The 26,195-nt window shown below is 44.4% G+C and carries 20 protein-coding genes; 12 read left to right on the plus strand and 8 right to left on the minus strand.

Annotation, left to right across the window (positions count from 1 at the left end; genetic code table 11):
- Window positions 1–21: 21 nt before the first annotated feature.
- Window positions 22–2,109, minus strand: coding sequence for a hypothetical protein (locus HC752_RS09565; RefSeq protein WP_190334912.1), 2,088 nt, complete (start codon window positions 2,107–2,109; stop codon window positions 22–24).
- Window positions 2,110–2,457: 348 nt separating this feature from the next.
- Between HC752_RS09565 and HC752_RS09570 the strand changes: the two genes are divergently transcribed.
- Complete coding sequence (locus HC752_RS09570; RefSeq protein WP_190334913.1) at window positions 2,458–3,219, plus strand: 1-acylglycerol-3-phosphate O-acyltransferase; 762 nt, start codon at window positions 2,458–2,460, stop codon at window positions 3,217–3,219.
- Window positions 3,220–3,510: 291 nt separating this feature from the next.
- Here HC752_RS09570 and HC752_RS09575 read toward each other — a convergent pair whose 3' ends face one another.
- The 6 genes from HC752_RS09575 to HC752_RS09600 form a co-directional block, all read right to left on the minus strand.
- A complete protein-coding gene (locus HC752_RS09575; protein WP_238930475.1) occupies window positions 3,511–4,206 on the minus strand; it encodes a DUF3047 domain-containing protein in 696 nt (231 codons plus the stop codon).
- A 10-nt stretch (window positions 4,207–4,216) separates the two neighbouring features.
- Window positions 4,217–4,669: a hypothetical protein gene (locus HC752_RS09580; RefSeq protein ID WP_238930476.1), complete on the minus strand. Its 453-nt coding sequence runs from the start codon at window positions 4,667–4,669 to the stop codon at window positions 4,217–4,219.
- Between the two features lie 170 nt (window positions 4,670–4,839).
- Window positions 4,840–5,220, minus strand: a complete 381-nt coding sequence (locus HC752_RS09585) for a cytochrome b562 (protein ID WP_190334915.1) — start codon at window positions 5,218–5,220, stop codon at window positions 4,840–4,842.
- A 189-nt stretch (window positions 5,221–5,409) separates the two neighbouring features.
- On the minus strand, window positions 5,410–7,116 hold the full coding sequence (locus HC752_RS09590; RefSeq protein ID WP_190334916.1) for a pyridoxal phosphate-dependent decarboxylase family protein: 1,707 nt from the start codon (window positions 7,114–7,116) through the stop codon (window positions 5,410–5,412).
- A 71-nt stretch (window positions 7,117–7,187) separates the two neighbouring features.
- The gene (locus HC752_RS09595; protein WP_190334917.1) at window positions 7,188–9,092 is read right to left on the minus strand and encodes a methyl-accepting chemotaxis protein; all 1,905 of its coding nucleotides are present in this window, start codon (window positions 9,090–9,092) and stop codon (window positions 7,188–7,190) included.
- Between the two features lie 347 nt (window positions 9,093–9,439).
- Window positions 9,440–10,531: an ABC transporter ATP-binding protein gene (locus HC752_RS09600; protein WP_190334918.1), complete on the minus strand. Its 1,092-nt coding sequence runs from the start codon at window positions 10,529–10,531 to the stop codon at window positions 9,440–9,442.
- Window positions 10,532–10,817: 286 nt separating this feature from the next.
- On the opposite strand from HC752_RS09600, the gene HC752_RS09605 reads away from it, so the two are divergent.
- The 7 genes from HC752_RS09605 to galM all read left to right on the plus strand — a co-directional run bounded on the left by HC752_RS09605 (window position 10,818) and on the right by galM (window position 20,613).
- Window positions 10,818–11,738: a carbohydrate ABC transporter permease gene (locus tag HC752_RS09605; RefSeq protein WP_190334919.1), complete on the plus strand. Its 921-nt coding sequence runs from the start codon at window positions 10,818–10,820 to the stop codon at window positions 11,736–11,738.
- Window positions 11,738–12,589, plus strand: coding sequence for a carbohydrate ABC transporter permease (locus tag HC752_RS09610; RefSeq protein ID WP_190334920.1), 852 nt, complete (start codon window positions 11,738–11,740; stop codon window positions 12,587–12,589). The genes HC752_RS09605 and HC752_RS09610 overlap by 1 nt, the downstream gene beginning before the upstream one ends.
- A 108-nt stretch (window positions 12,590–12,697) precedes the next feature.
- The gene (locus HC752_RS09615) at window positions 12,698–13,924 is read left to right on the plus strand and encodes an ABC transporter substrate-binding protein (protein WP_190334921.1); all 1,227 of its coding nucleotides are present in this window, start codon (window positions 12,698–12,700) and stop codon (window positions 13,922–13,924) included.
- Between the two features lie 226 nt (window positions 13,925–14,150).
- Window positions 14,151–17,267 (plus strand): beta-galactosidase, encoded by a 3,117-nt coding sequence (locus HC752_RS09620; protein WP_190334922.1) that lies wholly within the window; start codon window positions 14,151–14,153, stop codon window positions 17,265–17,267.
- A gap of 83 nt (window positions 17,268–17,350) precedes the next feature.
- Complete coding sequence (locus HC752_RS09625; protein WP_190334923.1) at window positions 17,351–18,403, plus strand: UDP-glucose--hexose-1-phosphate uridylyltransferase; 1,053 nt, start codon at window positions 17,351–17,353, stop codon at window positions 18,401–18,403.
- A gap of 27 nt (window positions 18,404–18,430) precedes the next feature.
- The gene (galK, locus tag HC752_RS09630) at window positions 18,431–19,588 is read left to right on the plus strand and encodes a galactokinase (RefSeq protein WP_190334924.1); all 1,158 of its coding nucleotides are present in this window, start codon (window positions 18,431–18,433) and stop codon (window positions 19,586–19,588) included.
- Window positions 19,585–20,613 carry a galactose-1-epimerase gene (gene galM, locus HC752_RS09635; RefSeq protein WP_190334925.1) on the plus strand — a complete coding sequence of 343 codons (1,029 nt, stop codon included), beginning with the start codon at window positions 19,585–19,587 and terminating at the stop codon, window positions 20,611–20,613. Before galK ends, galM begins: the two co-directional genes overlap by 4 nt.
- Window positions 20,614–20,749: 136 nt before the next feature.
- Here the strand turns inward: galM and HC752_RS09640 are convergent, their stop codons facing one another.
- Window positions 20,750–21,955 (minus strand): hypothetical protein, encoded by a 1,206-nt coding sequence (locus HC752_RS09640; protein ID WP_190334926.1) that lies wholly within the window; start codon window positions 21,953–21,955, stop codon window positions 20,750–20,752.
- Window positions 21,956–22,927: 972 nt separating this feature from the next.
- Here HC752_RS09640 and HC752_RS09645 point away from each other — a divergent pair.
- The 4 genes from HC752_RS09645 to HC752_RS09660 all read left to right on the plus strand — a co-directional run bounded on the left by HC752_RS09645 (window position 22,928) and on the right by HC752_RS09660 (window position 25,530).
- Window positions 22,928–23,173, plus strand: a complete 246-nt coding sequence (locus tag HC752_RS09645; protein ID WP_190334927.1) for a hypothetical protein — start codon at window positions 22,928–22,930, stop codon at window positions 23,171–23,173.
- A 361-nt stretch (window positions 23,174–23,534) separates the two neighbouring features.
- Complete coding sequence (locus HC752_RS09650; RefSeq protein WP_342029466.1) at window positions 23,535–24,215, plus strand: Imm49 family immunity protein; 681 nt, start codon at window positions 23,535–23,537, stop codon at window positions 24,213–24,215.
- Between the two features lie 108 nt (window positions 24,216–24,323).
- Window positions 24,324–24,500: a hypothetical protein gene (locus tag HC752_RS09655; protein ID WP_190334929.1), complete on the plus strand. Its 177-nt coding sequence runs from the start codon at window positions 24,324–24,326 to the stop codon at window positions 24,498–24,500.
- Entirely contained in the window at window positions 24,493–25,530 is a 1,038-nt protein-coding gene (locus tag HC752_RS09660) for an Imm49 family immunity protein (RefSeq protein WP_238930477.1), read from the plus strand. Before HC752_RS09655 ends, HC752_RS09660 begins: the two co-directional genes overlap by 8 nt.
- The last annotated feature ends 665 nt before the right edge of the window (window positions 25,531–26,195 follow it).

The raw sequence follows: 26,195 nt of genomic DNA on the forward strand, positions 1-26,195 counted from the left end.
CCTTTAGACGTGATGATGTTCTCAGAGAGAGGATTTTCCCCAACGAGTATAAATCGATCTCGCGAGTGCCTCATTGGAGAAGAGCATATCGTCACGATTCAGCGCTGTGCTCATATGGTTGTATGTTAGCGCCAAATTAGGCGTGGAGAGGAGGATTTCCAGCTTCATGCCGTTCTCATTTCGTAAACTTGGTCTACTTGTTTCCCCGTCTGGAAAAACAATGTCTATCACCCTGTACTCATTTTGATGAATGTCTTTCCAGTCTGTCACTGTCCATGTAGCGGTAAACCCAGTTTCACCCTCAGGCGTAACGGTAACAGTGTTGTTGTCGCTAAACACAAGCGTGGTTAAAACAGGCGTTGTGCTATGTACCGTAGTATCACGAAGATGATAGAAAGTGTTTCCTTTTACAAACGAATCATCGATGTTTTTGGATGTTTCCCAATACTGTTGACTTGTCCAAATGGCCAGTTCATCGTTTTTATCAAAGCTTAATAAGTAGGTCGTATTGGTATCGACAAACTCAAACTGGTATTGGTCAAAATCCAAGGTTTGGTTCGTTAATGTGTACGGGGTATTTTGACACCCTGATTCGCCTTCACAGTAATTGGTCGAAAGTTGGTTACCGTCGCGAAAGAAAATGTTGTGGTATAAGGTGCCGGTCATGTTCCGAAATTCATTGATAAACATTCGCCTTTTTGTGAGGTAAGCGTGTAAGTCTTCTATGGGCAGTGCGGTATTCCTTTCCCATTCCTCATAGATAAATCGAGCGAAATTCTTATTTCTTATTAGCAGGTTATCAGCCCTTAACTGGCTTGATGTGTTGTCGACGAGGATCATGTGCTGACTTTGGAGCTGCGTGACCAGTGTGAGCGCGCCCTCCCTATTCAAACTGTCGTGTTGGGCGTTATCGGTAAAGGAAAGGGCGACGGTTTGCCTAGCGGCACCGTTATCATGCGTATCTTCGGTAAACGTCCAACTGGCATCAAACGCTTCTTCTTTGTAAGGCTTGACTGTAACGGTTTGAGCATCTTTAAAGTGGAGCTCGATCAATTGGAGCCTGGCGTGTTGGTCGACGTCGATGATATCGCGGAGGTGGTACCAGCGTTGACCAATCAAGTCCGATGCCTTTAAATTCGCTTCGACGCCGGAAACAAAATCCTGCTTACTCCAAATCATAGGCATATGATTGATGGAGGAAAAACTCAACGCAAATTCCGGCGAAACATAGAAGAAATCCATAGACGTGTTGGTGTCTGTGAACGTTAAAGACTTGCCAGTTATTTGATAGGGTTTGTCTGTCGCACCAAAAAGTGAACCATTCATCTTGCCCTTTGCAAAACTTGCCGTTTGCAGTAAGTAATCGTTGTTGTTAAGTGTGGTGACCCAAAACCTTCCAGACTCAAGGTATTTCGCTAACCCTTGAAATTTGTCTTTTCTTTTTACTTTGCCGTCGGAATCGAAATCCAGATCCACGCTATCTAGGTCTTTGCCTTCATTAACGAGCTTTGCTATTTCCGCAGTCAGTTTGCCCGACTTGGTGAGTAATTCGTTGGCATCTGCATCTGAAAGGTGTTCACTAAATTGTTGAGTGATGGCACGTGCAAACAAATGGGCTTTGGCGGATTCGTTGTTCGACGCTTTTTTGGCGACATAATCGCCAGTCATGGCGCTTAGCGGGAGGTGTAAACTTGCCGCCAATGCCGACATGTCCATGTTGTGGATATTGGCTAGCGTAGTAAATGGAGTGATGGTTTTTTCACCAGCGCTCGCGATCATTTCATAAGAGTGGCTCAAGTATCCCGGAGTGTCTGAATCCTGAGTTTGACCAGCAATCACTTGTGCCATTATCGGGTAGGCAAGATCGTTTTTATCAATGGTTATCTTTCCGGAGTCATCCGTCATTGTGCTCAGTCGCTCGTCCGCATCACATTGACCATTTTGATTTCTATCCACACAGATTGCGGCGTTACTTAGGTAGCCATCGATTACTGTGATGGTTTGATCGGTTGGTGTGGGCTTTGGTTCGGGTGTGTTTGCTGTAGAACCACCGCCACAGGCTGTCAGCAGAGCGGTTGCTGCCAACGAAAATACGGTTTTATTTAACATAAGCCGAGTTTCCTATCCGTGGAGTTGCAGTTAATTGATATTGTTTGGATATACAAACAAGAGAATAATCAGTTGAGTATTAATATAATCGTAATTAGCTTAAGAATGCCTGTTGAATTTATGCGACATGGGTTTTGGGGTTTATTAGGGTGCATGATTTTTTAAGGTGCATGAGGAGCAGTATACCAAGAGGGATGTTCGTACAGCAGTTGCATTTTAATCCAATTGAGTGAAAACTCTAAACCTATACTCAAACCGCTTTCGCCGAACATAGCATCTTGCGTTGGCTTGAGTATCACAAGTTGAATGAGTGCAATTTTGGCCGCTATGTTTGATAAGGAGAGAGTTTTGCTTGCTGTTCTGCGTTTGCTGCTCGTTGGGGTGTTTCTGGTTGTTATTACCGTGTGCGCGTGTCTATATTGTGCCTTTAAGCCTAGAAACCCCAAACATGTGTATACTTTTTGCCGCTGGTTTAATCTGCTTCATAAGCTTTTTGGCATCAAGCTGGTTCAGCGCGGTTTGGATAATGCGCCAACACCAAACAACAGTGTCTACATTTCTAACCATCAAAACATATTTGATTTTGTCACTTCCCCCGGTATGTTGCGCCCAAGAACGGTAACATTAGGGAAACGTGATTTGTTATGGATTCCTTTCTTTGGCCAGCTCTACTGGATTACGGGTAACATTTTGATTAATCGTGAAGATAAGTCAAAAGCGCGTAATACGATCAAGCAGGTCGCGGAAGCCATTCATCAGCGCGATTTGTCCGTTTGGATTTACCCTGAAGGAACCCGAAGTAAAGGCCGTGGCTTGTTGCCGTTTAAAACGGGTGCTTTTCGTACCGCAATAGAAGCGGGTGTCCCAATTACGCCAATGTGCGTCAGTAATGCTCATAATAAATTTGCGCTGAATCGCATCAATAACGGCATCGTGATTACCGAGATGTTGGAACCCATTGATGTGTCAGATTATGAACTCGCGGATGCAAGAAAACTGGCGGATAGATGCCATAAGCTCATGAGTGAAAAAATTGCAGAACTCAACAAAGAAGTCGAGCGTTTAGAGGCGCAGAGCGATAGTGAGTTCAGTTCTAAACCACAGGTTTAGGCCTTTATAAGGAAACCACGACATCAGATCAGCCATGCTATCAAACGAGTGCGGTAAATCGTGAGCAATGCCCGAAGGAGCATGCAATGAAAAGCCGTTGCTACCGTTCATTTAGCGAATGCAGATAGTAAAGCGATGGCGCCAAACTTGATCGATATTCGCATTTCGGTCAACAAGGGGATTGCCTAAATCAAAGTAGATGGCTTTTATCATGGTGTAGTTTGAACCAGTGGATCATAGTCGGTATTCATTCTGTGCTCGGTGGTTTTATCTGCAATTTTCTGATCTCGCCTAGTTAACGCTAAAGGTTATCTTCCCATAATAGGTTTCGGCTTTAGATTGGCTGTTGTCGGTATCAGTCATAATAGCGATGGCATCAATGTACTGGTACGCTTTTCGGTTTGCCTCATCGCTGCCTTTGTCACCCATGTAAGTAATGAGATCTTGGTACACGTTGCGTTTCTCTTGATACCATTGATGTGTGTTTGAATCGCTTCCTCGAACGGCAACCATTTTGACTTTTGGTCCTACGTACGCATTGTCCCAAACCTTTCCCATGTCTTGTGAGCTAGACCATACGTAATTCAGGGATTGCGTTTTCCAAACCATTAAACCGCCGTCGATGATCACGTAGATTCGAGCCGCATAATCATCGCCATTTTTGGTTTGTTCATCTAAGTTGGGTAACTTCTCCTTAATTAACCAACTCCAATTTACGTAAGGTGTCTGAAGGAGATCGATTTGTTTCTTTAGAATCAATCCAGAAGCGGTTCCGGTACTCACCGCTTTTAAAACGTCTTGGTCTTCAAATGTCGTTGTTTCATAACGCGTGCGACCAGAAAAAGTTTCTTCTTCCCACTCACTTGTATTTCCGTTAGCCAACAGTATTTGATTCGTCTGGGCGTATAAAAAGGGGCTTCCTAGCCCGATGGGTAACAGCATAACGGCTGCACTGACTTGATATCGTTTATACAAATGCTTCAACATACCGCTATCCTTACTTCAACCTACTCACGGAATACCCATCACCTTTCGCGGTGTTGAGGTCCACTATAATGGGTTTGCCACCATAACCATGTACGTTGCATCGGGCTCTTACGACCACTTTGTCAATAGATTTGGGTAGCTGAATACCACACTTGCTACGGGTAAAAGGTTGCTCATTCTCATGAGGGTGTGCGAGAGGGCGAATACTAAGTACATTGCCATTTAAATCGGTGATTTGCCATTCATCGGCATAGTGCTCCCAACTTTGGTCATCGTGCCTTACCGTCGTATAAAAGCACCAACTCTGGTTTGCACTTTGTACCGCTTTCACTGTTTCCACTTGTGCGTAATTTAACGAGGTGGAGTAATTGTTCACATCGAATCCCAGTGAAAATGGTGAATACAATGCACATAAAGAAAGGAGGAGTGCGGTAGGTGCTAATCCGAGTAAGTGCTTCATCATGAGTCCTAAGTTTTTGAGTCGAAAATGGTGTCTACCTATAAAGACCGCCAACGCGCCATTTTTACTTCAGAAAACAATAGGTGAGGGGGCATAGGCATGATCTTATTTCGGCAGTGATCCGCCTAACCAATGATCTGCCTAACCAATGATCCACCTAACCAATGATCTGTTTAACCAAACAGCGTTGACCAAATACTGGGCTTCTTTTTGTCGTGGTATTCTTTTCTTAGGTCGTCTATTTCTCGCAGTATCGTTTTAGCGCCCTCTAGGTCGTCGTCATCTAATTTTGATTCTATTCTCTCTACGACGTCAGTAAGCTTACTAAATCCGCTTTGAAAAAGCGCTTCTCGTTCAGGGGGAAAGCTGCCGTTAGCGGATTGTAAAACGAGTTTTTCAAATTCTTCAATAGGAGTTCTCATCTCTTCGACAGAGCTTGCCTCAGCGGCCTGATTAAAGGCGAGTTTCATTTGTTTCATGTTAGAGGACAGGTCGGACTTCGCGGTGGCGCTAAATGCAAATAGAAAAGTGAGTAATATCATTGCTGGTTTCATTGCTTATCCTTTTTTCCGAGGGATTGTGGCTGATGTATCTCTCAATGAATACGAAAAAAGCCGGGAGATTCCGGCTTTGAATGTCGAGTTGTGTTAGACGAACATACGGCATGTTTAGGTTTAGAGGCGCATCATGCTCATCTATTTATGACCCGACCAGTCTAATTATGGTTTGGTTCAGCTTACAGCTTACTGATTGCTTGAATAGTACAAACGCTCTAAGAATGTGTCAATGTGCTCTCTTTGTGTTGCAGGGTTCATGAACACCGCCTTTTCGCCTGGGATGTAAGAGTAAATCCCGCGTCCTACATAATTAGAACGTGAAATGAATTCGACCCAGTTGGTGTATAACCCCGCTTTTCCACGGTGATTAAAAATATGACGATGAAACTCGCTATTGCGTTCCATGCGCGCTCTGATTATTTCGTCTTCAGTACTGTGGCGCTCGATGGCAAACTCTTCATTGGCATCTTTAACGATATTTCGGTCGTACAATCTGAAGGTTACGCTTGGACCTTGGTTTTCTGGCACAACAACCTTACACGCAGGGTCCTGCATCAGCTGATGACGCATGTAGTTTGCGTTTTGTAAGCTATGCGCTATTAGGGTTTGGTATCCCTCTAAGCCCATGTATTTCAGTGCCGAATACGCACCGAACAAGCCCGTTGCGCCACGAGAACATTCAATAGTGGATTGCAGGTGCGTGTCTTCTTGAAGGTCATTTTCAAAGTAAGAAAAGTTCCTTGGATCGTTCTTGAGTGCGTCCATGTCCTTCTTGTTTTTTATCATCACCAGGCTAGATGTATAAGGGACGTAACCCCATTTTTGGAAATCGACGGTAAACGAATCTGCGTATTTCAATTCACGCATTCGTGCAGCTACACTTTCTATGCCAGCAAGGGTTGCTTCGTTAATGCCAATAGGATTCCCTGCAAAATCGTAATCGATGAAGAACATCATCGACCAACCCACCGCAGCGTCTACGTGGATATGTGGTTTGACTGCGATGTCGTATTCTGCGCATAGGCGTTCACGCAAGTCATAAACGGGTTTAACCTGATCGATGGCAAAAGTGTCGGTTGTGCCCATCGTGAGCATGATGGCAGGAACCACGGTGTTCACGTCGAAGCACGCACGCATGCTGCGCTCTAGATCCGCCAAATCAATTTCATGGCTTTCCGTAACTTTGATGCGAATGGTTTTGTTGGTGATGTCCACACCCAACAAAGAAAGGTTGGTCATGTTGGAGTAGTGACCCCCCTGAGAATTCAGAATTCGGTAGTCGCGGCTTGAATCCAAACCTTTATAGATTGCCTCAGGTAATGATTTACGTAGACCCAATAAGTAACCATAAAGGTTACAGAATGTGCCTCCTTGAGTGAATAAACCCGTTGATTCATTTTGATCATAGCCAACGACATTGGCGATTTGTCGAACCACGTTTTTTTCAAGCTGTTCTGCCATGCCTGCGTATTCACTGTAAACCAAGTTGGGGTTAGCCAACGTGCCCATCATTGCCCCATAAATGGCAGGATCGGACGGCATGGTAATGACGTTTTCAACTGAGGAAGGGTTTTCCCAATCTTTTGATAATGCCGCCGAAAATGCCAACACTTCATCTGGTGTGCCCGTCGGTCTCATGCGCTTTTTCGGCACATGATTTTGATTCAGTAGAGTATTGTGTAGCTCCGCGCTGTTGGAATAAGCACCCAATCGTTGATTGGGTTGAAGGTGTCTGGCCCGAAACTGATTCAGTGCAGCAAAACCAGGATCTTTATATATGGGCCACAAGTTTTCGTCGCGAGAGAAGAAATCACGAAATACTTCGTTATATAGCTTCGTAAACTCTGGAGTGGTGTGGTTTGCCTGAGCGTCTTTCAATAAAGAAATGTCCATAGCGTTTCTCTATCCTTATGGAAATATTCTGTTACATGGAGAAAGGACATCATTTCTGATGCCCTTTTTGTTTATTGAACTTTAAATTGTTTGACTAGATGCTCTAGGTGAGCATTGGACTTTGACAATGATTGCGTCACCGAGACGGTGTCTTGCCCACTAGAAACGAGAGACTCTACGATATCTCGAATGGCAAGCATATTGCGAGAAATTTCATCAGACACGGCGCTTTGTTCTTCTGTCGCCGTAGCAATTTGGCTACTGATGTCATCAATCTGGTTGACGGAGTTGGATACGATATCGAGGCTGCCGGACACTTCAGACGTTTTCTCTGCGGTGATTTGACAGCGCTCCTTTGTCGTCTCCATTGCATTGACGACTTTGTCGGTACCATCCAACAGGCGAGTCAGCATGTCAGAGATTTCGGTGGTACTGTTTTGTGTTCGGGCGGCAAGGGCGCGCACTTCATCTGCCACCACCGCAAAGCCCCTACCTTGTTCGCCCGCTCGCGCTGCTTCGATCGCGGCATTCAAGGCAAGAAGGTTCGTTTGCTCCGAAATGTCGCCAATAACCGAAAGCACGGCACTGATTTGGTTGGCATCGGTATTCATTACCTGAATGCGTTCCGCCATTTCTTCTACGTCGTCAACCAAAGAACGAACCGTCTGAACGGCATTGTTCACAACCGTTTTAGAATTATGCGCTTCAGAGGCAGTAGAAACGGTGATTTGAGATGACTGTTGCACGCTTTCCGCTACGGAACGGGCGCTTTCACTCATTTCAGTAATCGAGGTCACCACTTGTTCGGTTTCGGCGGAATGTGACAGCAACATCTGTTCATTTTGGTGGGCGGATGTCGTTAGCGTTCGGATGCCCTCGGAAATCTGAGCGCTAGACTGCGTGATCTCGCTGATCATATTCTGAAGGTTAGCGACGAATCTGTTGAAACCTTCAGAAATTTGCCCTAGATCGTCGTTTTGAACGACCGTGAGGCGCGCGGTTAAGTCACCATTTCCATTTGAAAGGTCCAGTACTGCCGCTTTTAAGTGATCGAGCGGTCGGAACAGTTGGCTAATCACAAAAAAGATAATGACGGTTGAGACGGCCAGCAGTAGGCATCCTACCAATATCGATGATTTTACCGCTGCGTTTACTTCTGTTATTGCCGTCCCATGGTCCACAAAAACCATCAGTGTCCAGAAGTTGCTGTTATCAATCGCGACGCGTTGAAAATAGCCATCAAAATCGATGCCCATGTAAGGGAATTTAACTAAGCCATTTTGATCATTGCGGAAGCCATTTTCAATCACTTGGAAAGCGGGGCTTACTTGAGAAGGCGTTTTACCAATATCGTTAGGGTCGTCGCTGGCAAAAAACTTATAGTTTCTATCAGACAGCGTCGCAGCGCCTCCTGCAAATCGCATAGAGCTGACTTGGCTAACAATGCCGCTCAAGTTCACATCACCAACCAAAACAGCGATTAATTCACCATTTTGATAAACGGGTGCTGAAATGCTCATAACCTGATTTTTAGTGACGATATCTTGATAAATATCACTGGTAATGGTTGTACGGCTTTTGGCGGTTTCCGTAAACCAAGGACGGGTTAGATAGCGATCGGTAACCTCTTTGATACCACCATCATCAGACATGTAGTTGCGACCGTCTGTGTAGGCAATCATGACTGCTGAGAGCAAAGAGGTTTTAGAAAGAAGAAGAACTCGGTCAATGTTTTCTTGGTCGCTTAAATCGCTACTAAAATGCAGAGCGCCTTGTCGGATGGTTCGAATTTTCGATTCCATATCGTTTTCAATTTCATTTACATAACTGTTCAGTTTTTGCTGAGTAGCTTCTTGAAGTCCGTTAACCATTTCATTTTTAAGATTAATAATACTGATGGTTGCCAAAACTGATAGAGATACTGCTACCAGCAAGACAACACTCATGTTTATTCGCGCTTTAAAACCTAATTGCATAGCTACCCTCACACGTTGGTAAGTAAATTTATTGTTAGTCGAAAGCAAAGCTATTCACGGAAATAAATTTCGACAAATCTAAGATCACTCAGTGTTATGCATTATTGAATTTCTAAATACCGAGCTGATATTTGGTGGATTATGGCATATTCATAAAACAAGCCATGAGTGTTTTCTAAGTCGAATTGCACACAAGTGTGACTATTATCTCAATAATTTTGAGCTTATTTCACAAGACTTAAATGTGAGAAGGATCATAGCAAAAAAAAAAAGGAGTGAAAGGGTATTTGAAATATATTTTTACACTATTAAAAAGGGAAGGTTGGGAGAAATTCCTCCCATATTGTCTAGAGACTTTTAACGTTTTGACCATTTTGGTAAAACAGGTGAATATTTTCAGCATGGCACCCAAGTGTTAGCGATTGATATTTGCTGACTTCTCTATCGCCCTGTGAATGCACCGTGAACCCATCCACTCCTAATGATTGCCCAAACAGATAAGTACTGTTTCCCAGTCTTTCTATTACTTCACTATGGAATTGGAATTGGACATTATTTTCTTCGCCAATCAATAGGTGCTCAGGTCGAATACCAAGTGTGAGATGGTCCCCAGATTTTACGGACAGGTCATTTTTACAAGGTATTGTAATGATAGATTCATCAGGCGCTTTTAATGTTAGAAGTTGAGCTGAGTATGAAATTATTGTGGTGGAAATGAAATTCATTTTAGGTGAACCGATGAACCCAGCAACAAATTCGTTTATGGGATGGTGATACAGTTCCAGCGGGGTGCCTACCTGTTCAACCTTACCTGCGCGCAATACAACGATCTTATCAGCCAGTGTCATGGCTTCAACTTGATCATGCGTTACGTACACCATCGTGTTTTGTAACTCTTGGTGTAACTTAGCAATTTGAAGGCGCATTTCCACTCGCAGTTCTGCGTCAAGGTTGGATAGAGGCTCGTCAAATAGGAACACTTTCGGGTTACGTACGATGGCTCGACCAATAGCCACTCTTTGCCTTTGTCCGCCCGACAACTCTTTGGGTTTACGTTTAAGTAATGGTTCCAGTTGCAGTGCTTTTGCCGCAATAGAGACTTGTTTTTTAACCGTTTCTTTAGAATGCCCCGTCATTTTCAATCCAAAGCCCATATTTTCTTCCACCGTCATATGGGGGTAGAGCGCGTACGATTGAAAAACCATGGCAACGCCACGTTCGGCGGGATCGACGTCGTTAACAATTTCATTTTCTATTTCAATGGTGCCATCAGTGATCTCTTCGAGCCCAGCAATGAGCCTCAGCAATGTGGACTTACCGCAACCGGAAGGGCCGACAAAAACGACAAACTCACCGTTATTGATCTCTAAATCTACGCCGTGAATCGTTCTTATATCGCCATATTCTTTTATGACGTTCTGTAGAGTGATGTCTACCATTTTGGACTCCCAAGTACCAGCAATTAGAAACGACTGAAATTTAAAATACGTGAATGTGCGCTTATTGTTATCGGTTTGTTAATAATAGTTGATCGTGATCAACTAAAAAGGGCGCATTTTAATGAAATTTGTGGAAACGTTTACACTTTAGGTTTTATGCTGTGCAAAATTTCTACTATGATCTTATATTGATAGTATAAACGGTTAATAGGCGACATTCTTACGCGAATCTTCGCAACGTTGGTGGACAGTGGATTGAGCAGAAAATGAAAGGGAATGCATTGAAATGGAACAATCTGTGAAAACGATATACCCCAGAAACAGAATGCCATCAGCGACTAGAAAAAGAAGCCCCCTTCGGCGCTATACGCCATGGTTTTTCTTATTACCCGCCATGGTTATTTTTCTGGTTTATGTGATTTACCCAATTATTGACAGCATTTGGCTGAGTTTTTTTGAGTGGGACGGTTTAAGCGAAAAAACGTGGGTTGGATTAGGTAACTATATCGAGTTATTTGAATCTGACGCCTTTTATACTTCCTTAAAAAATAACTTTCTGTGGTTGATTTTTTTCATGATAGCGCCCCCAGCAGGGCTGGCGATTGCGCTATTCCTCAATCAACAGATTAAAGGTATTCGGATTGTAAAATCGTTATTCTTTTTTCCGTTTGTGATTTCTCAAGTGGTCGTTGGGTTGGTATTTGCGTGGTTTTACGATCCGACATTTGGTTTATTTAATATCGCCTTATCAAGTATTGGCATTGAGCCCATTGCCATTTTATCAGATGAAGATTACGTCACGTACGGCATTATTGCGGCGGGTTTGTGGCCCCAAGTGTCGTATTGCATGATTCTATACCTCACAGGGCTGAATAATCTCGATCCGGAACAAATTGAGGCCGCACGTTTGGATGGCGCAAAAAAATGGCGCATGCTTTGGTATGTCGTTCTTCCTCAATTAAGACCCGCCACCTTTATTGCCATTGTCGTTACCGTTATTGGTGCACTTCGCTCCTTCGATTTAGTGGCTACCATGACCGCAGGTGGTCCTTGGGGCAGTTCATCGGTGCTGGCGTATCAAATGTATGAAGAATCTATCTTTAATTATCGAATGGGATATGGGGCATCTGTATCGGTCGTTCTGTTCTTAATTATGGACGTTTATATCGCTTACTTTTTGTGGCGCATGTTGAGGAGTGAGAAATAATGTACCCACAACCGATTCAAAAAGCTGGGCGCTTTACCAATATCAGCTATCGCGTAGCGTTGCCTATCTCAATTTTGATGTGGCTGCTTCCACTGATCGCCGTGATGATGACGTCTATTCGATCCATTGAAGACATAAACAAAGGCAATTATTGGGGGATTCCGAGCGAAATCCAATTTTTCGAAAATTATTCTCAAGTATTCACTTCGACTCCGATGGGGCAGTACCTGCTTAATAGCCTAATGATTACCTTACCTGCGGTGGCTGGCGCTGTTGCCTTGTCTACGTTGGGTGGGTATGCCCTCGCGAAATTCAATTTCAAAGCCAATATATGGATATTTGCGACGTTTATTGCAGGGAATTTTGTTCCGTTTCAAATCTTGATGATTCCGGTACGCGACCTCACCATGGCCTTCGGTTTGTACGACACACGTTCGGCACTGATCTTGTTCCATATCGCGTTTCAGGCAGGGTTTTGCACCTTGTTCATGCGTAATTTTATTGTCGGCATTCCCGATGCATTGATTGAAGCGGCGCGAGTGGAAGGGGTAAGCGAATGGCGAATTTTCTGGCATATCGTACTGCCGCTTGTGAGACCGGCTCTGGCGGCACTATCGGTATTAGTCTTTACCTTTATTTGGAATGATTTCTTTTGGGCACTGGTGTTAGTGCAAAGCGACGAAGTTCGGCCGGTAACCGCTGGGTTGAGTGCGTTACGCGGGCAGTGGTTGGCTTCTTGGCAGTTTATTTCTGCTGGTGCCATTGTCGCGGCTATACCGCCAGTGGTGCTGTTTTTTACAATGCAACGCCACTTTATTGCTGGGCTGACGCTTGGGGCAACAAAAGGATAATTACATCGAAATTAAAGCATTAGCTTTTCAACGGATTTGGCAAGAGTAAAACAAGAATACCCCTATTTTGGACCACAAAGAGCAAAACTCGACAACAAGGACCCTATTATGAACTACGTGAAACACATTGCGACTTCAGTGATGCTGGCTGCCTCTATAGCCAGTACCGCAGTAGCAGGTACGCTAGTGATTAACTCAAATGCATCGGACGCTGCACCCAAAAAAGCGTGGGATGAAGTGGTATCACGCTTCCAAAAGGCGAACCCAGATATCGAGGTGAAATACAACCTCTATGACCACGAGTCGTACAAAACGACGATTCGCAATTGGTTGGTAACATCACCACCCGATGTGGTGTTCTGGTTTGCGGGCAACCGCATGAAAACATTTGTGGATCGTGGGTTGCTGGAAGATGTGAGTGATCTGTGGGCACAAAATGGCATGAACGACGATTTTTCTTCCGCCGCCCCAGCGATGTCGGTGAACGGGAAAAAATACGGTGTGCCTTACACCTATTACCAATGGGGCGTTTACTACCGTAAAGATCTGTTTGAACAATTTGGGATTGCAGAGCCTAAAACATGGGAAGAGCTGAAATCCGCTGCGGCCAAACTGAAAGCGAATGATGTGGCACCGTTTGCTATTGGAACCAAATATTTGTGGACGGCTGCGGGTTGGTTTGACTACTTGAATCTTCGTACCAACGGCTTGGATTTCCATATCCAGTTAATGGACGGGAAGGTGCCTTATACCGATGAGCGTGTGAAGAAAACCTTCGCGAAATGGGCGGAATTGGTTGAGCCAGGCTACTTCTTGGAAAACCACGCATCTTATTCTTGGCAGGAAGCGCAGCCTTTCCTATACAACGGTAAAGCCGCTATGTACTTGATTGGTAATTTCATTGTGCCAAACTTCCCACCAGAAATGGACGGAAAAATGGGCTTCTTCCAATTCCCTGTGATTGACGCATCTGTCGGGCTAGCCGAAGACGCCCCTATGGATACTATCCATATTCCGACTAAAGCAAAGAACAAAGAAGAAGCACGCAAATTCTTAGCGTTTGTCGCCACTCCTGAAATTCAATCCTTAATTAACGACAACCTTCTTCAAATCCCGACCAACAAAAACGCCAAAGTGAAAGACGACCCGTTCTTGAATAAAGGCGTTGCGATGCTTGGCAGTGTAGAAGGTACCGCACAGTTTTATGATCGAGATACCGATCCTGCAATGGCTAAAGAAGGCATGAAAGGGTTCCAAGAATTCATGGTTTACCCTAAACGCCTAGACAAGATCCTGGAGCGTCTTGAAAAAGCGCGTCAAAGAACGTTTAAGTAAATCGGTTTGGTTTGTCGCAGTGTAGGGCTGCGGCATTCTCTTTTATTTCCGACTATTTCCGACGGCTCTGAGGAGCCTGAAGACGTTATGCTTTTTGTTGAATAAGAGCTTTATTAAATAAGAGCTTTGTTAAATAAGCATTTTGTTAAATAAACGTTATATTAATAAAAACGCCATGTTGAATAAAACAGCATGTTGAACACGACGCTATGTTGAAGGTGATACCATGAGAGAGTTTGCGGACATACTAACGGCACGCGAATGGGAGAATCAGCACATTACCCACCACAATGTTCTGAACGCCCACGTCCCGTTGCATGCTTACTCGTACCACGAAGACGCTGTTTTGGGCGGTGATGGTGCACGCAAGTATCTTAACGGTTTTTGGTCATTCCAATTATTTCCCCAACCTGAGTTGGTTGAAGCTCAGTGCGTTGAACATCACTTTAATGATTCGAGTTGGGACACCATAGTCGTGCCCAGCAATTGGCAAATGCAGGGGTATGATTTTCCTATTTACACGAATATAAAATACCCGTTTGAAGACAATCCGCCTTACGTTCCGAGTGATAACCCGACAGGGGTATACCGGCGCGATTTTATGCTCGATGAGCACGATTTGGCGCAGCAGATTCGTTTGGTGTTTGATGGTGTCAATTCTGCCTTTCACCTTTGGTGTAACGGGAAGTGGGTAGGGTACTCGCAAGACAGCCGGTTGCCCGCCGAATTTGACCTGAGCGAATTCGTTGAATTAGGCTCGAATCAAATCACGGTGATGGTCATGCGGTGGTCGGATGGAAGCTATCTTGAAGACCAAGACATGTGGTGGCTGAGCGGCATATTCCGTGATGTGTATTTGCTTAGAAAGCCGAATCAACGAATAGACGATGTGAGCATTCATACAAAATTGGATGCGTCGTATTGTCATGCGCGCTTAAATGTTTGCGTTCACGTATACGGACACGTCTCTGCACTAAAAACTCACATTGCACTTTATGATTCGGAAGGCAAAAGCGTGATGGAGTCCGATTTCGCAGGTACGGGTGAAGTCTTGGTCGATGAAAAAGGCGGCTGGAGCAACAGAACGCACCATAGCCTGCTTATCTGCAACCCCAATAAATGGAGTTCAGAATCGCCATACCTATATCGGTGTGTGGTTTCTTTGTTTGATGATGCGGAAAATCTACTCGATTGCGAAGCCTATTCAGTGGGGTTTCGGCAGGTCGACATCATCGATGGGTTACTTCGGTTGAATGGACAGCCTTTATTGATACGTGGTGTCAATCGACACGAACACCATCCTGAATCTGGGCACGCGATATCCAAAGAAAGCATGCTGGAAGAGGTTCTTCTATTAAAGCAAAACAACTTTAACGCCGTCAGAACTGCGCACTATCCGAATCATCCCTATTGGTATGAGCTATGTGACCAATACGGGCTTTATGTTGTCGATGAAGCCAATATCGAATCCCATGGTCAGTTTCCGATGTGCCGGCTTTCCGACGATGTTTCTTGGCTTCCAGCCTATATGAGACGGGCATCTCGGATGGTAGAGCGAGACAAAAATCACCCGAGTGTGATCATATGGTCTTTGGGCAATGAGTCTGGGATTGGTGGCAACCACCACGCCATGTATCAATGGATAAAAAAGTCGGATCCAACACGCCCTGTTCAGTATGAAGGTGGGGGAGCCGATACCGCTGCCACCGACATTATTGTGCCGATGTATGCACGCGTTGAAAGTGATGTGGTTTTTGGTCAAGACTCAGAAAAAATCAATAAATACGGCATCAAAAAATGGATTTCTCTACCGAATGAATCGCGCCCGCTCATTTTGTGCGAATACGCGCACGCCATGGGAAACAGCTTAGGCAGCTTTGATAAGTACTGGAAAGCGTTTCGAGCATACCCAAGGCTGCAAGGTGGCTTCATTTGGGATTGGGTCGATCAAGGGCTAACAAAAACAGACGATAACGGAACCGCCTATTGGGCATATGGTGGCGATTTTGGTGACCGCATTAACGACAGGCAATTCTGCATCAATGGGCTGATTTTTCCCGATAGAACGCCTCATCCTACCTTGGCGGAGGTGAAAAAGGCGCAGCAGTTTTTCCAATTTTCATTAGTTGAAGCAAAGACTTTGCAGATTCGCGTGTCTAATGAACATTTGTTTCCGTCTGATGCAAGATTTACCCTACATTGGCAACTGCTTGAAGGGGATAAGTTGGTTGAACTTGGGCAGTTGCCGTTAGTGATCGAACCCAATCAAAAAGAATGGATCGTCTTGTCTGATAACGCCCTGCCCAAGGCGGCAAAAGCGCAACGTTACCTTAACGTGCATGTGGTGCTGAGTCACGATCAACCATGGGCGCACGCTGGTTTTGAAGTTGCCTGTGAGCAATTGAATATACCGACATTGACCGGATTAGAAAGTCCCGACCCCTCAGAAAGTAGTGGCGATGTCCAACTGAACGTGCTGGCGAATCATGTGGAGGTAATTGGGCAGGCATTCAGCGTTCAATTCGACAAAAAAACAGGGTGGATTGAGCATTGGTTGGTGAATGGAACCCCCGTACTTGCAGAGCCGCCGAAAGACTGTTTTTATCGTGCCCCTTTAGATAACGACATCGGTACCAGTGAAGCCAACCATATGGATCCCAACTCTTGGGTTGCCCGTTGGCAACATGCTGGCTTATGGGGTATGACGCAACAATGCGTGCGATTTAACGCCACGCATATGGGAGGGTATGTCCAAATCGAAGCGGTTTTTTCTCACAGCAACGATACGCATTGCTTGATCAAAACGCATTGGATTTACCAAGTAAGATTTTCCGGCGAATTGGAAATAAGCGTAAAAGTAGAAGTGGCTTCCGGGCTGCCTTCTTTGCCTAGAGTCGGGTTGATTTTTGCTCTGGTAGACAGTGGTCAATCTGTGGATTGGTTTGGGCGAGGTCCTCATGAAAATTACCCTGATCGACGGTTTTCTGCGCATATTGGTCACTATCAATTGGCTGCCAAGGATTGGTTTACCCCTTATATATTCCCCACAGAATCTGGGCTTCGGTGCGATGTGAGCAGAGCGACCATCGGTGATTTCACCCTTTCAGCGCCAATATCGCAACCCATACATTTGGGTATGTCGCAATACCACCCCCAACGCATTGGACAAGCAACACACACCAAGGATCTGGTCGAAACTGGGTTGCTGTATGTGAATGTGGATGGAGCCCACATGGGGGTGGGGGGCGACGATTCATGGACGCCAAGTGTTCATGCTGAATATCAACTAACGGATCACTCCTACCACTATCAAGTAACGCTTAAGCCGAATATGAACCGCTGAATCACCAACCAAGCTTAGGTGCAGCCGAGACATGTTGAGATTGTTTGAATTAAATTGTAAACGTATACACAAGGAATTTAGCTATGAATACCGGTCAATTTGACCCCAAGGAGCACCCCCACAGACGATACAACCCACTAACGGGTCAATGGGTGTTGGTTTCGCCGCATCGGGCAAAGCGCCCTTGGAGTGGGCAAAGTGATGAAATAGAAACAGGCAATGAGCAGCCTTATCAAAGTGATTGTTTTTTGTGCCCAACGAATACTCGCGTATCAGGAGAAGTGAACCCAGATTACGAGGGATGTTTTGTGTTTCAAAACGATTTTGCCGCGCTCATGCCCGAGTCGCCATCGCCAGACAAGTCGGTTGACCCGCTGTTTCAATGTGATGCGGCGAATGGGTTGAGCCGCGTGATCTGCTTTTCTCCGGATCACAGCAAAACCCTTCCAGAATTGAGTGTGAAGCAAATTACCGATGTGGTGAACACGTGGGACGCGCAAGTGACCGAGCTGGGTAAGGAGTACTTATGGGTACAAGCTTTCGAAAACAAAGGCGAAATGATGGGGTGTTCACAGCCGCATCCTCATGGTCAGATTTGGGCAAACAGCTTTTTACCTAACGAAATTGCGCGTAAAGAAGGGCGACTGCGGGAATACCGTGACGCTCATGGCACCAATTTATTGCTGGATTACGCATTGAAAGAGCAAGCATTGCAAGAGCGAGTGGTGGTAGAAACGGAAAACTGGATAGCCGTTGTTCCGTATTGGGCTTCTTGGCCCTTCGAAACGTTATTGTTACCGACGTTTAAAGCGCAGCGTTTTTCCGAGTTAAATGAGGGGCAAAGAGAAGATCTTGCTAAAGCACTTAAAGCCTTAACAACTCGATACGACAACCTATTTCAATGCGCGTTTCCCTATTCGATGGGGTGGCATTTTGCGCCTTTCTTTAAAGATGAACGCCCCATTGATCATTGGCAATTGCACGCCCACTTTTATCCGCCGTTACTGCGCAGTGCGAGCGTACGAAAATTCATGGTGGGTTATGAAATGCTCGCCGAGTATCAGCGAGATTTAACGCCAGAACAAGCGGCAGAGCGCTTATCGCTGTTGAGCGATGTGCATTACAAGGAAGCTTGACAGTTGATAGAGAGTTGGAGAGAAAACATGAACGCACTGGTTTATTTCGTGCATAACTCATTTATTGAGGCATTCAAAGAAACACCGTCGCATTGTATTCAAGCACCGGGACGCGTGAATTTGATTGGTGAGCATACCGACTATAACGACGGTTATGTCTTGCCCTGTGCCATCAACTATCAAACCGTGATTGCCGCCAGAAAACGCGATGACAACCTACTGAGGGTGGTTGCGCTGGATTATGGCAGCGAGATGGATGAATTTGATGTGTCGGGGCCCATTCATCATGTGCCAAACAAAATATGGGCTAACTACATACGCGGGGTCGTTTTGCATATTCGTCAGCGTGGTTTCCAGTTTGGTGGAGCCGATCTGGTGGTTTCTGGCAACATTCCTCAGGGAGCGGGATTGAGCTCGTCTGCTTCTCTTGAAGTAGCGGTAGGAAAGACCATTACAGAGCTTTACTCTTTAGATCTCAATAACCAGTCACTCGCGTTGATAGGTCAGGAGGCGGAGAATCAGTTTGTAGGTTGCAACTGCGGGATCATGGATCAACTTATCTCTGCGAAAGGAAAGGAAGGAAGTGCATTGCTGATTGACTGCCGGACATTGGAAACTCAGCCCATTCATTTACCTTCTAAGCTTGCCGTGCTTATTATTAACTCAAACAAAAGCCGAGGTTTGGTCGACAGTGAATACAATACGCGCCGAGAGCAATGTGAAGCCGCCGCCGCGTTTTTCAACGTGGATGCGCTCAGAGACGTGACGATTGAACAGCTCGAAAACGCCAAATCAGAAATGGACGAGTTGGTGTACCGAAGAGCGAAACATGTCGTTACTGAAAATGCCAGAACGGTCGCAGCCAGTTCAGCCCTTAAGCAAGGTCAGGTTGATGAGCTCTCTGAACTGATGCGCCAGTCTCATCTTTCCATGAAGGATGATTTTGAAATCACGATCCCTGAAATTGATTATTTGGTGGCGAAAATCGACGAACTGATAGGCAGCACGGGGGGAGTAAGGATGACGGGTGGAGGCTTTGGTGGTTGTGTGGTGGCGCTTGCGCCTCAAGAGGCGATCCCTCTCATTCAGAAAAAGGTCTTCCCCAACTACTTCGATAAATTCGGGCTTGATGCCGAGTTGCACGTCTGCTCTGCTCAATCTGGCACATCGGTCGTTGAGCAATGAAAGGGGTAGCACGAGACGGTAAACCCGCCAAAGTGATCACGTTGCGTAACCAGCTAGGTATGACGGTGTCTCTTATGGATATCGGCGCAACGTGGTTAACCTGTAGGTTACCGCTTGCGAGTGGGCTGCGTGATGTGGTGCTCGGCGTGAACAATATGGACGATTTTTATCGTCAGTCTGCGTACTTTGGCGCCAGTATCGGGCGTTACGCAAATCGCATTGCGAATGGGCGTTTCAAACTGAATGGTAAGGAATACCAAATCTCTCAAAACCAAGCGCCGCATAGCTTACATGGCGGTATCGACGGTTTTGATAAAAGGCGTTGGCGGGTTGAGCATAGCCATAACCACAGTGCCGTCTTTTCGCTGATTTCACACCATGGCGATCAGGGGTTTCCTGCTGAACTAAAGGTTAACGCAAAATACGAGCTCAGCGACGACAATCGGTTGATCGTTGAGTATTCAGCACATTCCGATCAAGACACCGTGATTAACCTCACCAACCATGCTTACTTTAATCTTGATGGGGACGGCGATATTCTAAATCACACACTTAACGTTCATGCCGATGAATACCTACCCGTCAATTCAGAAGGCATTCCAGACTCTGAACCACTGAGCGTGATCGGCACCGGTTTTGATTTTCATACCGCAAAGTGCATTAAGCAGGATTTGCTACTCGATGAAGGGCAACAAAGGGTTGGGGGATACGATCACTCTTTTATTCTGAATGGTCGACGAGAAAGTGTGGATGATACACCAGTGAGCCTTATCAAGGCCTGCTCATTAATATCGTCTGATGCTACTGTTGCACTGAACATTTCGACTAACCAAGAGGCGATTCAGGTGTACAGTGGAAACTTTCTCGGTGGCACTTTAGGAAAGGGCAAGGAATACAACATTCACGCTGGAATCGCGCTAGAAACCCAGTGCTTACCTGATTCACCAAATCGCAACCCAAGCGCTTGCCGGCTAAAAGCGGGATCAAGGTATGTCAATACCACATCCTTTCAATTTAACTTTTAATATTAATTTATTTTTAGGTTACTTGGGTATAAATATAAAACCTGACGACTTTAAGTGGTCAGGTTTTTATTCACTATTCGTCTAATATGAAATTCAATGACGTATTCGTAGAGAATGTTTGTTATATAGACGAATTTTAGTATGTTGAAATTGCAATTATACGATGCTTACCTGAATGAATGATGTGACTTTCTTCATTGCTACTTAGGTCTAAGCGATGGATACTATTTAGATTAGACCAGTATAAATACTTTGAATCTTTTGACATGCTTAGTGCAAATAAATTTTCATTTTGATTTTCGTCTAAATATAGCGTCTCTAAGTTAGAACCATCAAAATTCGAGCGCTGTACGGCTTTAGCAGTATTCCAATATACTTTTTGGTTCAAGTCGTCTACAACGATGTTCATTATGCCAAAATACGTTCCAGTGATGATTCCTGATTCTTCGTTCGCTAACAGGCTACGATTGACGAGAGTATGCTCACCTAACTCCGAACGAAATAACTGGGCAGGATACATACCGAAGCCACCCACTCCGAAAAACAGTGAGTGTGTATTTTCACTGATGCCTAACCCCATTGGATTGCAATCTGACATGCAACCTTCTTGAACCGGATCGTAGATGACATGACCGCTTTCATTGCTATCAGAACCGTCTCCAGACAAGTCATTTCTTACAATCACATCCATTAATTCCGTGCTGTTGTATATCCAGTTGTTGATTGGATCAACAGCGGTATTCCCCAAACCTCTCACCGCGAGCTGGATCTGATTTCCAAGATACTGCCCATCCAAATCATAAACGCCGATGCCATTCTCAAAGAAGCCCGATATGCGAGTGTAGATCTTCTCATCGTTATACGTAACGGTGGTTAAGCCCTCTCGTTGCGCAAAGATTTGGGCGTTTGTTCCGTCTGCATTGGCTCGGACAAGTTGGTTTACGTCACCGGGTACGACTTCAATCCAAACCATTTTGTTTTCTTGCTTAATGCAATCGCTGCCATTGTAAACATACTGCGCTTCACCAGAGTAGATGACGTTTTCATCACATAGTATGTAGCGCTGTTTTGAAAGGTCGAACACACCCACTTTATTAATGGTGTCCCCCAGTTTTATATTTACTGTGGTTGACGAGAAAAAGTCATCCTCTGGAAGATAATGGTGATTTTCTCCTGAATATATGGTGCCGTTTTGAGAATCAGCGGCTATATTATCCATAATCGACGATTGAAAGGCCCCATAAATCGGCGAATGACTTTTATTATCGATAATAATATTATCACTTCCGGCATAAACAGAAGAGGATAGAGCAAAGCATAATAAGCTATTTAGTTTTTTCATTATATTAGTTCTCCTTTTTATTTTATCTTATACGGGAAGTGATGATTATAATAATTTATTTTTATCGGTTGTTTTGGATTGGGTATTTATAATAAGTATTATATTAGTTACGCGAATAATATTTAAATCGATTAAATCATAAAGAAATCTACAAAATTATCACTGCTAACACCTTTCTAACAATGAATGAATTTGAATCATAGAAGAGGATGCGTGTTAACACGTTCAATGTCGATTCTCAAGCATTGAGGGGATTGGTTTTTTGGTTAACCCGTACTAAGGCGGTTGCTCCAGTGTCGCGGATTAAATGGAAAGCATGTCTTTTTTTTAAGAAATGTTATGAACATCATTTACAACCATGTCTGGAGCTTATAGATTCACTGCATTTTATAATTGATTTTATTGAATGAAATCATTACATAACCTAAGTAGTGGAAAATAATGAAAAAAATAGCCAAGTCAGTTGGGCTAACGTGTAGGTGTGTTTCCTATGTGTTCGCTGCATTTCTTATGTTACCTGTCAGCGTTGCCTATGCGGATACCGTAACGAGTGTGAAATCAAGCCTCTTTCTATCCATGTGGTCACATTTCCATTTTTGGGGTTGGCTTAGCTAGCTTTGTTATCACTTGTTTCTGTATTGCTTCCGTTTCTATATTGCTTCTTAGGCGCAGTTTTCGAGCCCACACGTAATGTAGCCCGTGCTCGCATTGAATGACGGTGCGGCATAGCCCTTAAAAACACTCAAGGGTTTGATTTTACAAACCGTTTCTCTTCTATTTCTGTAGAAATAACAAGGACAGACGCCATAAGAAAAGTACTACCTTGTCAATTACATAGCTCTGTGTAGGGCCTTCTAAAAGTGCCTGTCCACATTCCACCCGGGCTTAGGCAATGGTTCTGGTTGCTTTGACCAAATCTATGAGAAGGACGGTGTTATCACCATTCTGGAAGCCAAAGGCGGCTCTGGTACATTGGGCTCCAGAAAAGTAGATGGCATCAACTACCAGCAAGGTCATCCAGAGTACACCAAAGCGATTTTGGCTGAGATGGAAAGAATTGGTGAGAATAATCCGAAAGTCGAATTAACACGGCAAAAGATAATGGATGCATGGAAAGCCGAGAAGTTGCAGTATAAAGTTGTCCACCAAAAGATTAAGGCTGACAGTGGTGTACTTGGTAGTGTGAATGTAAGCGATTTTGAACAAGGTAAGATATAGAATGTCTAACGAAGATATGTTAAATCTAAAAGTAAGCCCTCATCATCTCGAGAATTTTCGTAGCCCTGATTTAATACGGGAATTTAGTGAGATAGATATTGACGATATTTTAGATTGTTTACATAGCCAAACGGATGAAAACCTTTTATCGAAGTGTCAACATTTCGCCCCCAAGGCTTCTGAGCATTGGCTGTCAACATATATATCGAACAGCATCTTAAACCACTGGCCTCGTGGGCACGGTATGTTTTTGTTAGTTCAGTCAGCCGAGCTTGCTCGCATACACTGGCTTATACATCGCCATCAAGGTGAAACGCTGGATGTCAACTTGTTTGACAGGCAATTCTAGGTAGAAACTTACATAGAACGTCGTGATCTCGACAACTCAGAGGATAGGCTAACGGCGTGGCTAACCAATATCAGTGTCGCCATTTTGTGCAATGACCAAGCCGCGCAGCAGGAGATGTTTAAAGTCGAACACAAAGATCTTTGCCAGAGTTTTGAGGGACAACCGATACGCGACATCGAACTGGCATTTTTTGATTTATTCCGTGCTTTTTTGTTAGGTGAAAGTGACAAGCAACGACAAATTCAATTTATGAAAGCGGTGATCCCAATTCTTACCGATGAAAATTTAATTGAGGCGTGTGGTGGTAACGACTATTGGCCAGACTTTTATCAGTGGTTACGTTTTCCTCTGTATAGCATCATATCCGTATGTTGGGGTCATGAAGAGACCTCATTGGATGAAGCCGTTATTGCCGCTATTGACGCCAACTACGAGTTCTATTCGGAAATAGAGCCTCGACATAACGGCAGGCCGACAGGCAAGGAATCACTGGATTTATTGGCTCGTGAAGCCATGTTTCACACAATTACCACAGCGTTTTTAACCGCACACTACAGACGAACAGGGCAAACAGTCAGCTTTGATTCCCCCTATGTTCCGCAATGGTTGATCAAAGGTGAAGGTCTCACCCGTGAGGAAGTCTTAGCCAATCCACCCGTGTTCGATCTGGAACACGTATTAGGCAATCAATAAAAGGAAAAGAGGCTTGTGAAAGCAAGCCTCTTTCTATTTATCTAGTCACACATCCATTCAAATACTTTTTAGATTGCCTGTACCATCGCCAGCCAGCAAACCTTATGCTTGGAGTTTGACCCGGGCGAATTGAGTGCACACAATGAAACCTTACGTAAATTGGAAGAACATAAAGAGACGGCGTCATTCATAAAAATCAAAACGTTGCTCAGTACAGATGGTTCGTTAAAACCCAACGGAACCACCATTCAATATAAAGAGAAGGCATTTGAAGCTGATGAATAATAAAGTTGTCATCCCTCATCACAATGATGAAATAAGGAAAAAAATTGATGAAGAAATGGCGCGGCTTGATTTGGCTGAAGATCGCAAACCACCGTCAGAACACGAATGGTTGACGAGAATGATAGATCAATCCAAGCCTTACGTGAGAGAGGACTTAGAAGGGGTAGAGATGAAATCCTATCAAATGAGAGCTATCTCGCAAGTTAAGCCACATTTCGAATTGTTGTGTGAACGTGCAATGCGGGGGGACCCCAAGGCTTACTTAGAATGGCATTTGAAGCTGATTTACCACTTTGGGCAAACTTTTTACCGTTTGAACTTTAATGCGGGTCAATCGGTGCCGATTAATGTCAACCAATACTCCTACCAAGCCGTAGGCAAGGAGTTTGACGCTTACCTCGGGTTGGATGACTGGGTGCGGATATTTTCAGTAGCGCTGATATTACAAGACTACAATGGGGTGTTTGAGCTGTGCCAAATGGATGAGTACTTTATAGATAAAGACATCCACACAGCGAGCAGTAACGACAAGCAATTCGATAAAGCTATGCTACGGCTGTTAAAGGGAGTGATGTACCCCGACGCGGATATGGACAGCCTATTAAAAGATGCGGCAGAAAAGGTATTCCAGCCTGAAGCTATAGGCAGAACCAGAAGAAACAATGATCAGCGCGTAGATGAAGTGCAATATCGATATCTGCCTATCATCTCGCTGATCCACGCTATGTTTTGTTCTCAAAGAGAAACGCTGTATCCCGAAAAGCTTAAATCAGCGGTAGAAGACCACAAAGCTTTTTGGGGGCGTTACACCAGACCCGATGAGATTACCGATAATGATATAGATGGCAGTAACGCTTACAACAGCGAACAATGGATAGCGTGGTTGATTACAGGTCTTGCTTCTTTGGCTTATCACCGCTGGGGGTTGGAACCCAGTGTCGATACCTTTTATGTTCCTGAGTGGATGGTAAAGGGAGATATTTCCAAAGGTTACAAAAGTAAAGCCGAAGTGTTTGGTGACGACTATTAACGTTGGTCGCTCCCATTTTTGTAAGTAGAAAAGCAAACTGAACAGAGCCATGCAATTGCGTGGCTCTTTTTTGCCTGTTTTTATCTTTTTGAAGCGCCATCGAATAACCCAAACCTATCGAATAGTTATTACTGACTAATAGCCAATGATTGTTGGTGAAGCAGCCGATGACTGCCTTAAAAGCACTTAAGGGTTTGATTTTACGATCCGTTTCTCTTCTATTTCTGTGTTGTATGCTGCTTCCAACTGCGCAAAAGGGAGGGGCGATTACCGCCTTCAAAAGCCGCTGCGATTTGGAGTGATGGTAAGAAATACGAACAGGGTACTTGGGAGCACGCTGATGCAACGCTCAAGAAGTATGAGAGGTTTGCTGAAAGCGAAGAGATACTACAGTGGCCTGTAGAAAAGGAACTAGAGTTTAGATCGGCAATCGAAAAACTTAGAACCGCTCTACAAAGCGATAAGCTTGAATTCAAAATGGTTACTCAAGTTATTGAACCAAATAGTAAATTAGGGAATGTTGTTGTGGACACTTATACCTTGAAAAAGCCTAAATAAGACAAAGAGCTATAGTTAAAATGAGAACTAGACATCATAGAGAGTTATCTATCGATCACGATAGGAATCGTCGAGTACAGGTTTGGTTGATTCCAACAAACTCCCTT

The sequence above is a fragment of the Vibrio sp. S9_S30 genome (assembly GCF_014694455.1).
Classification (GTDB): Bacteria; Pseudomonadota; Gammaproteobacteria; order Enterobacterales; family Vibrionaceae; genus Vibrio.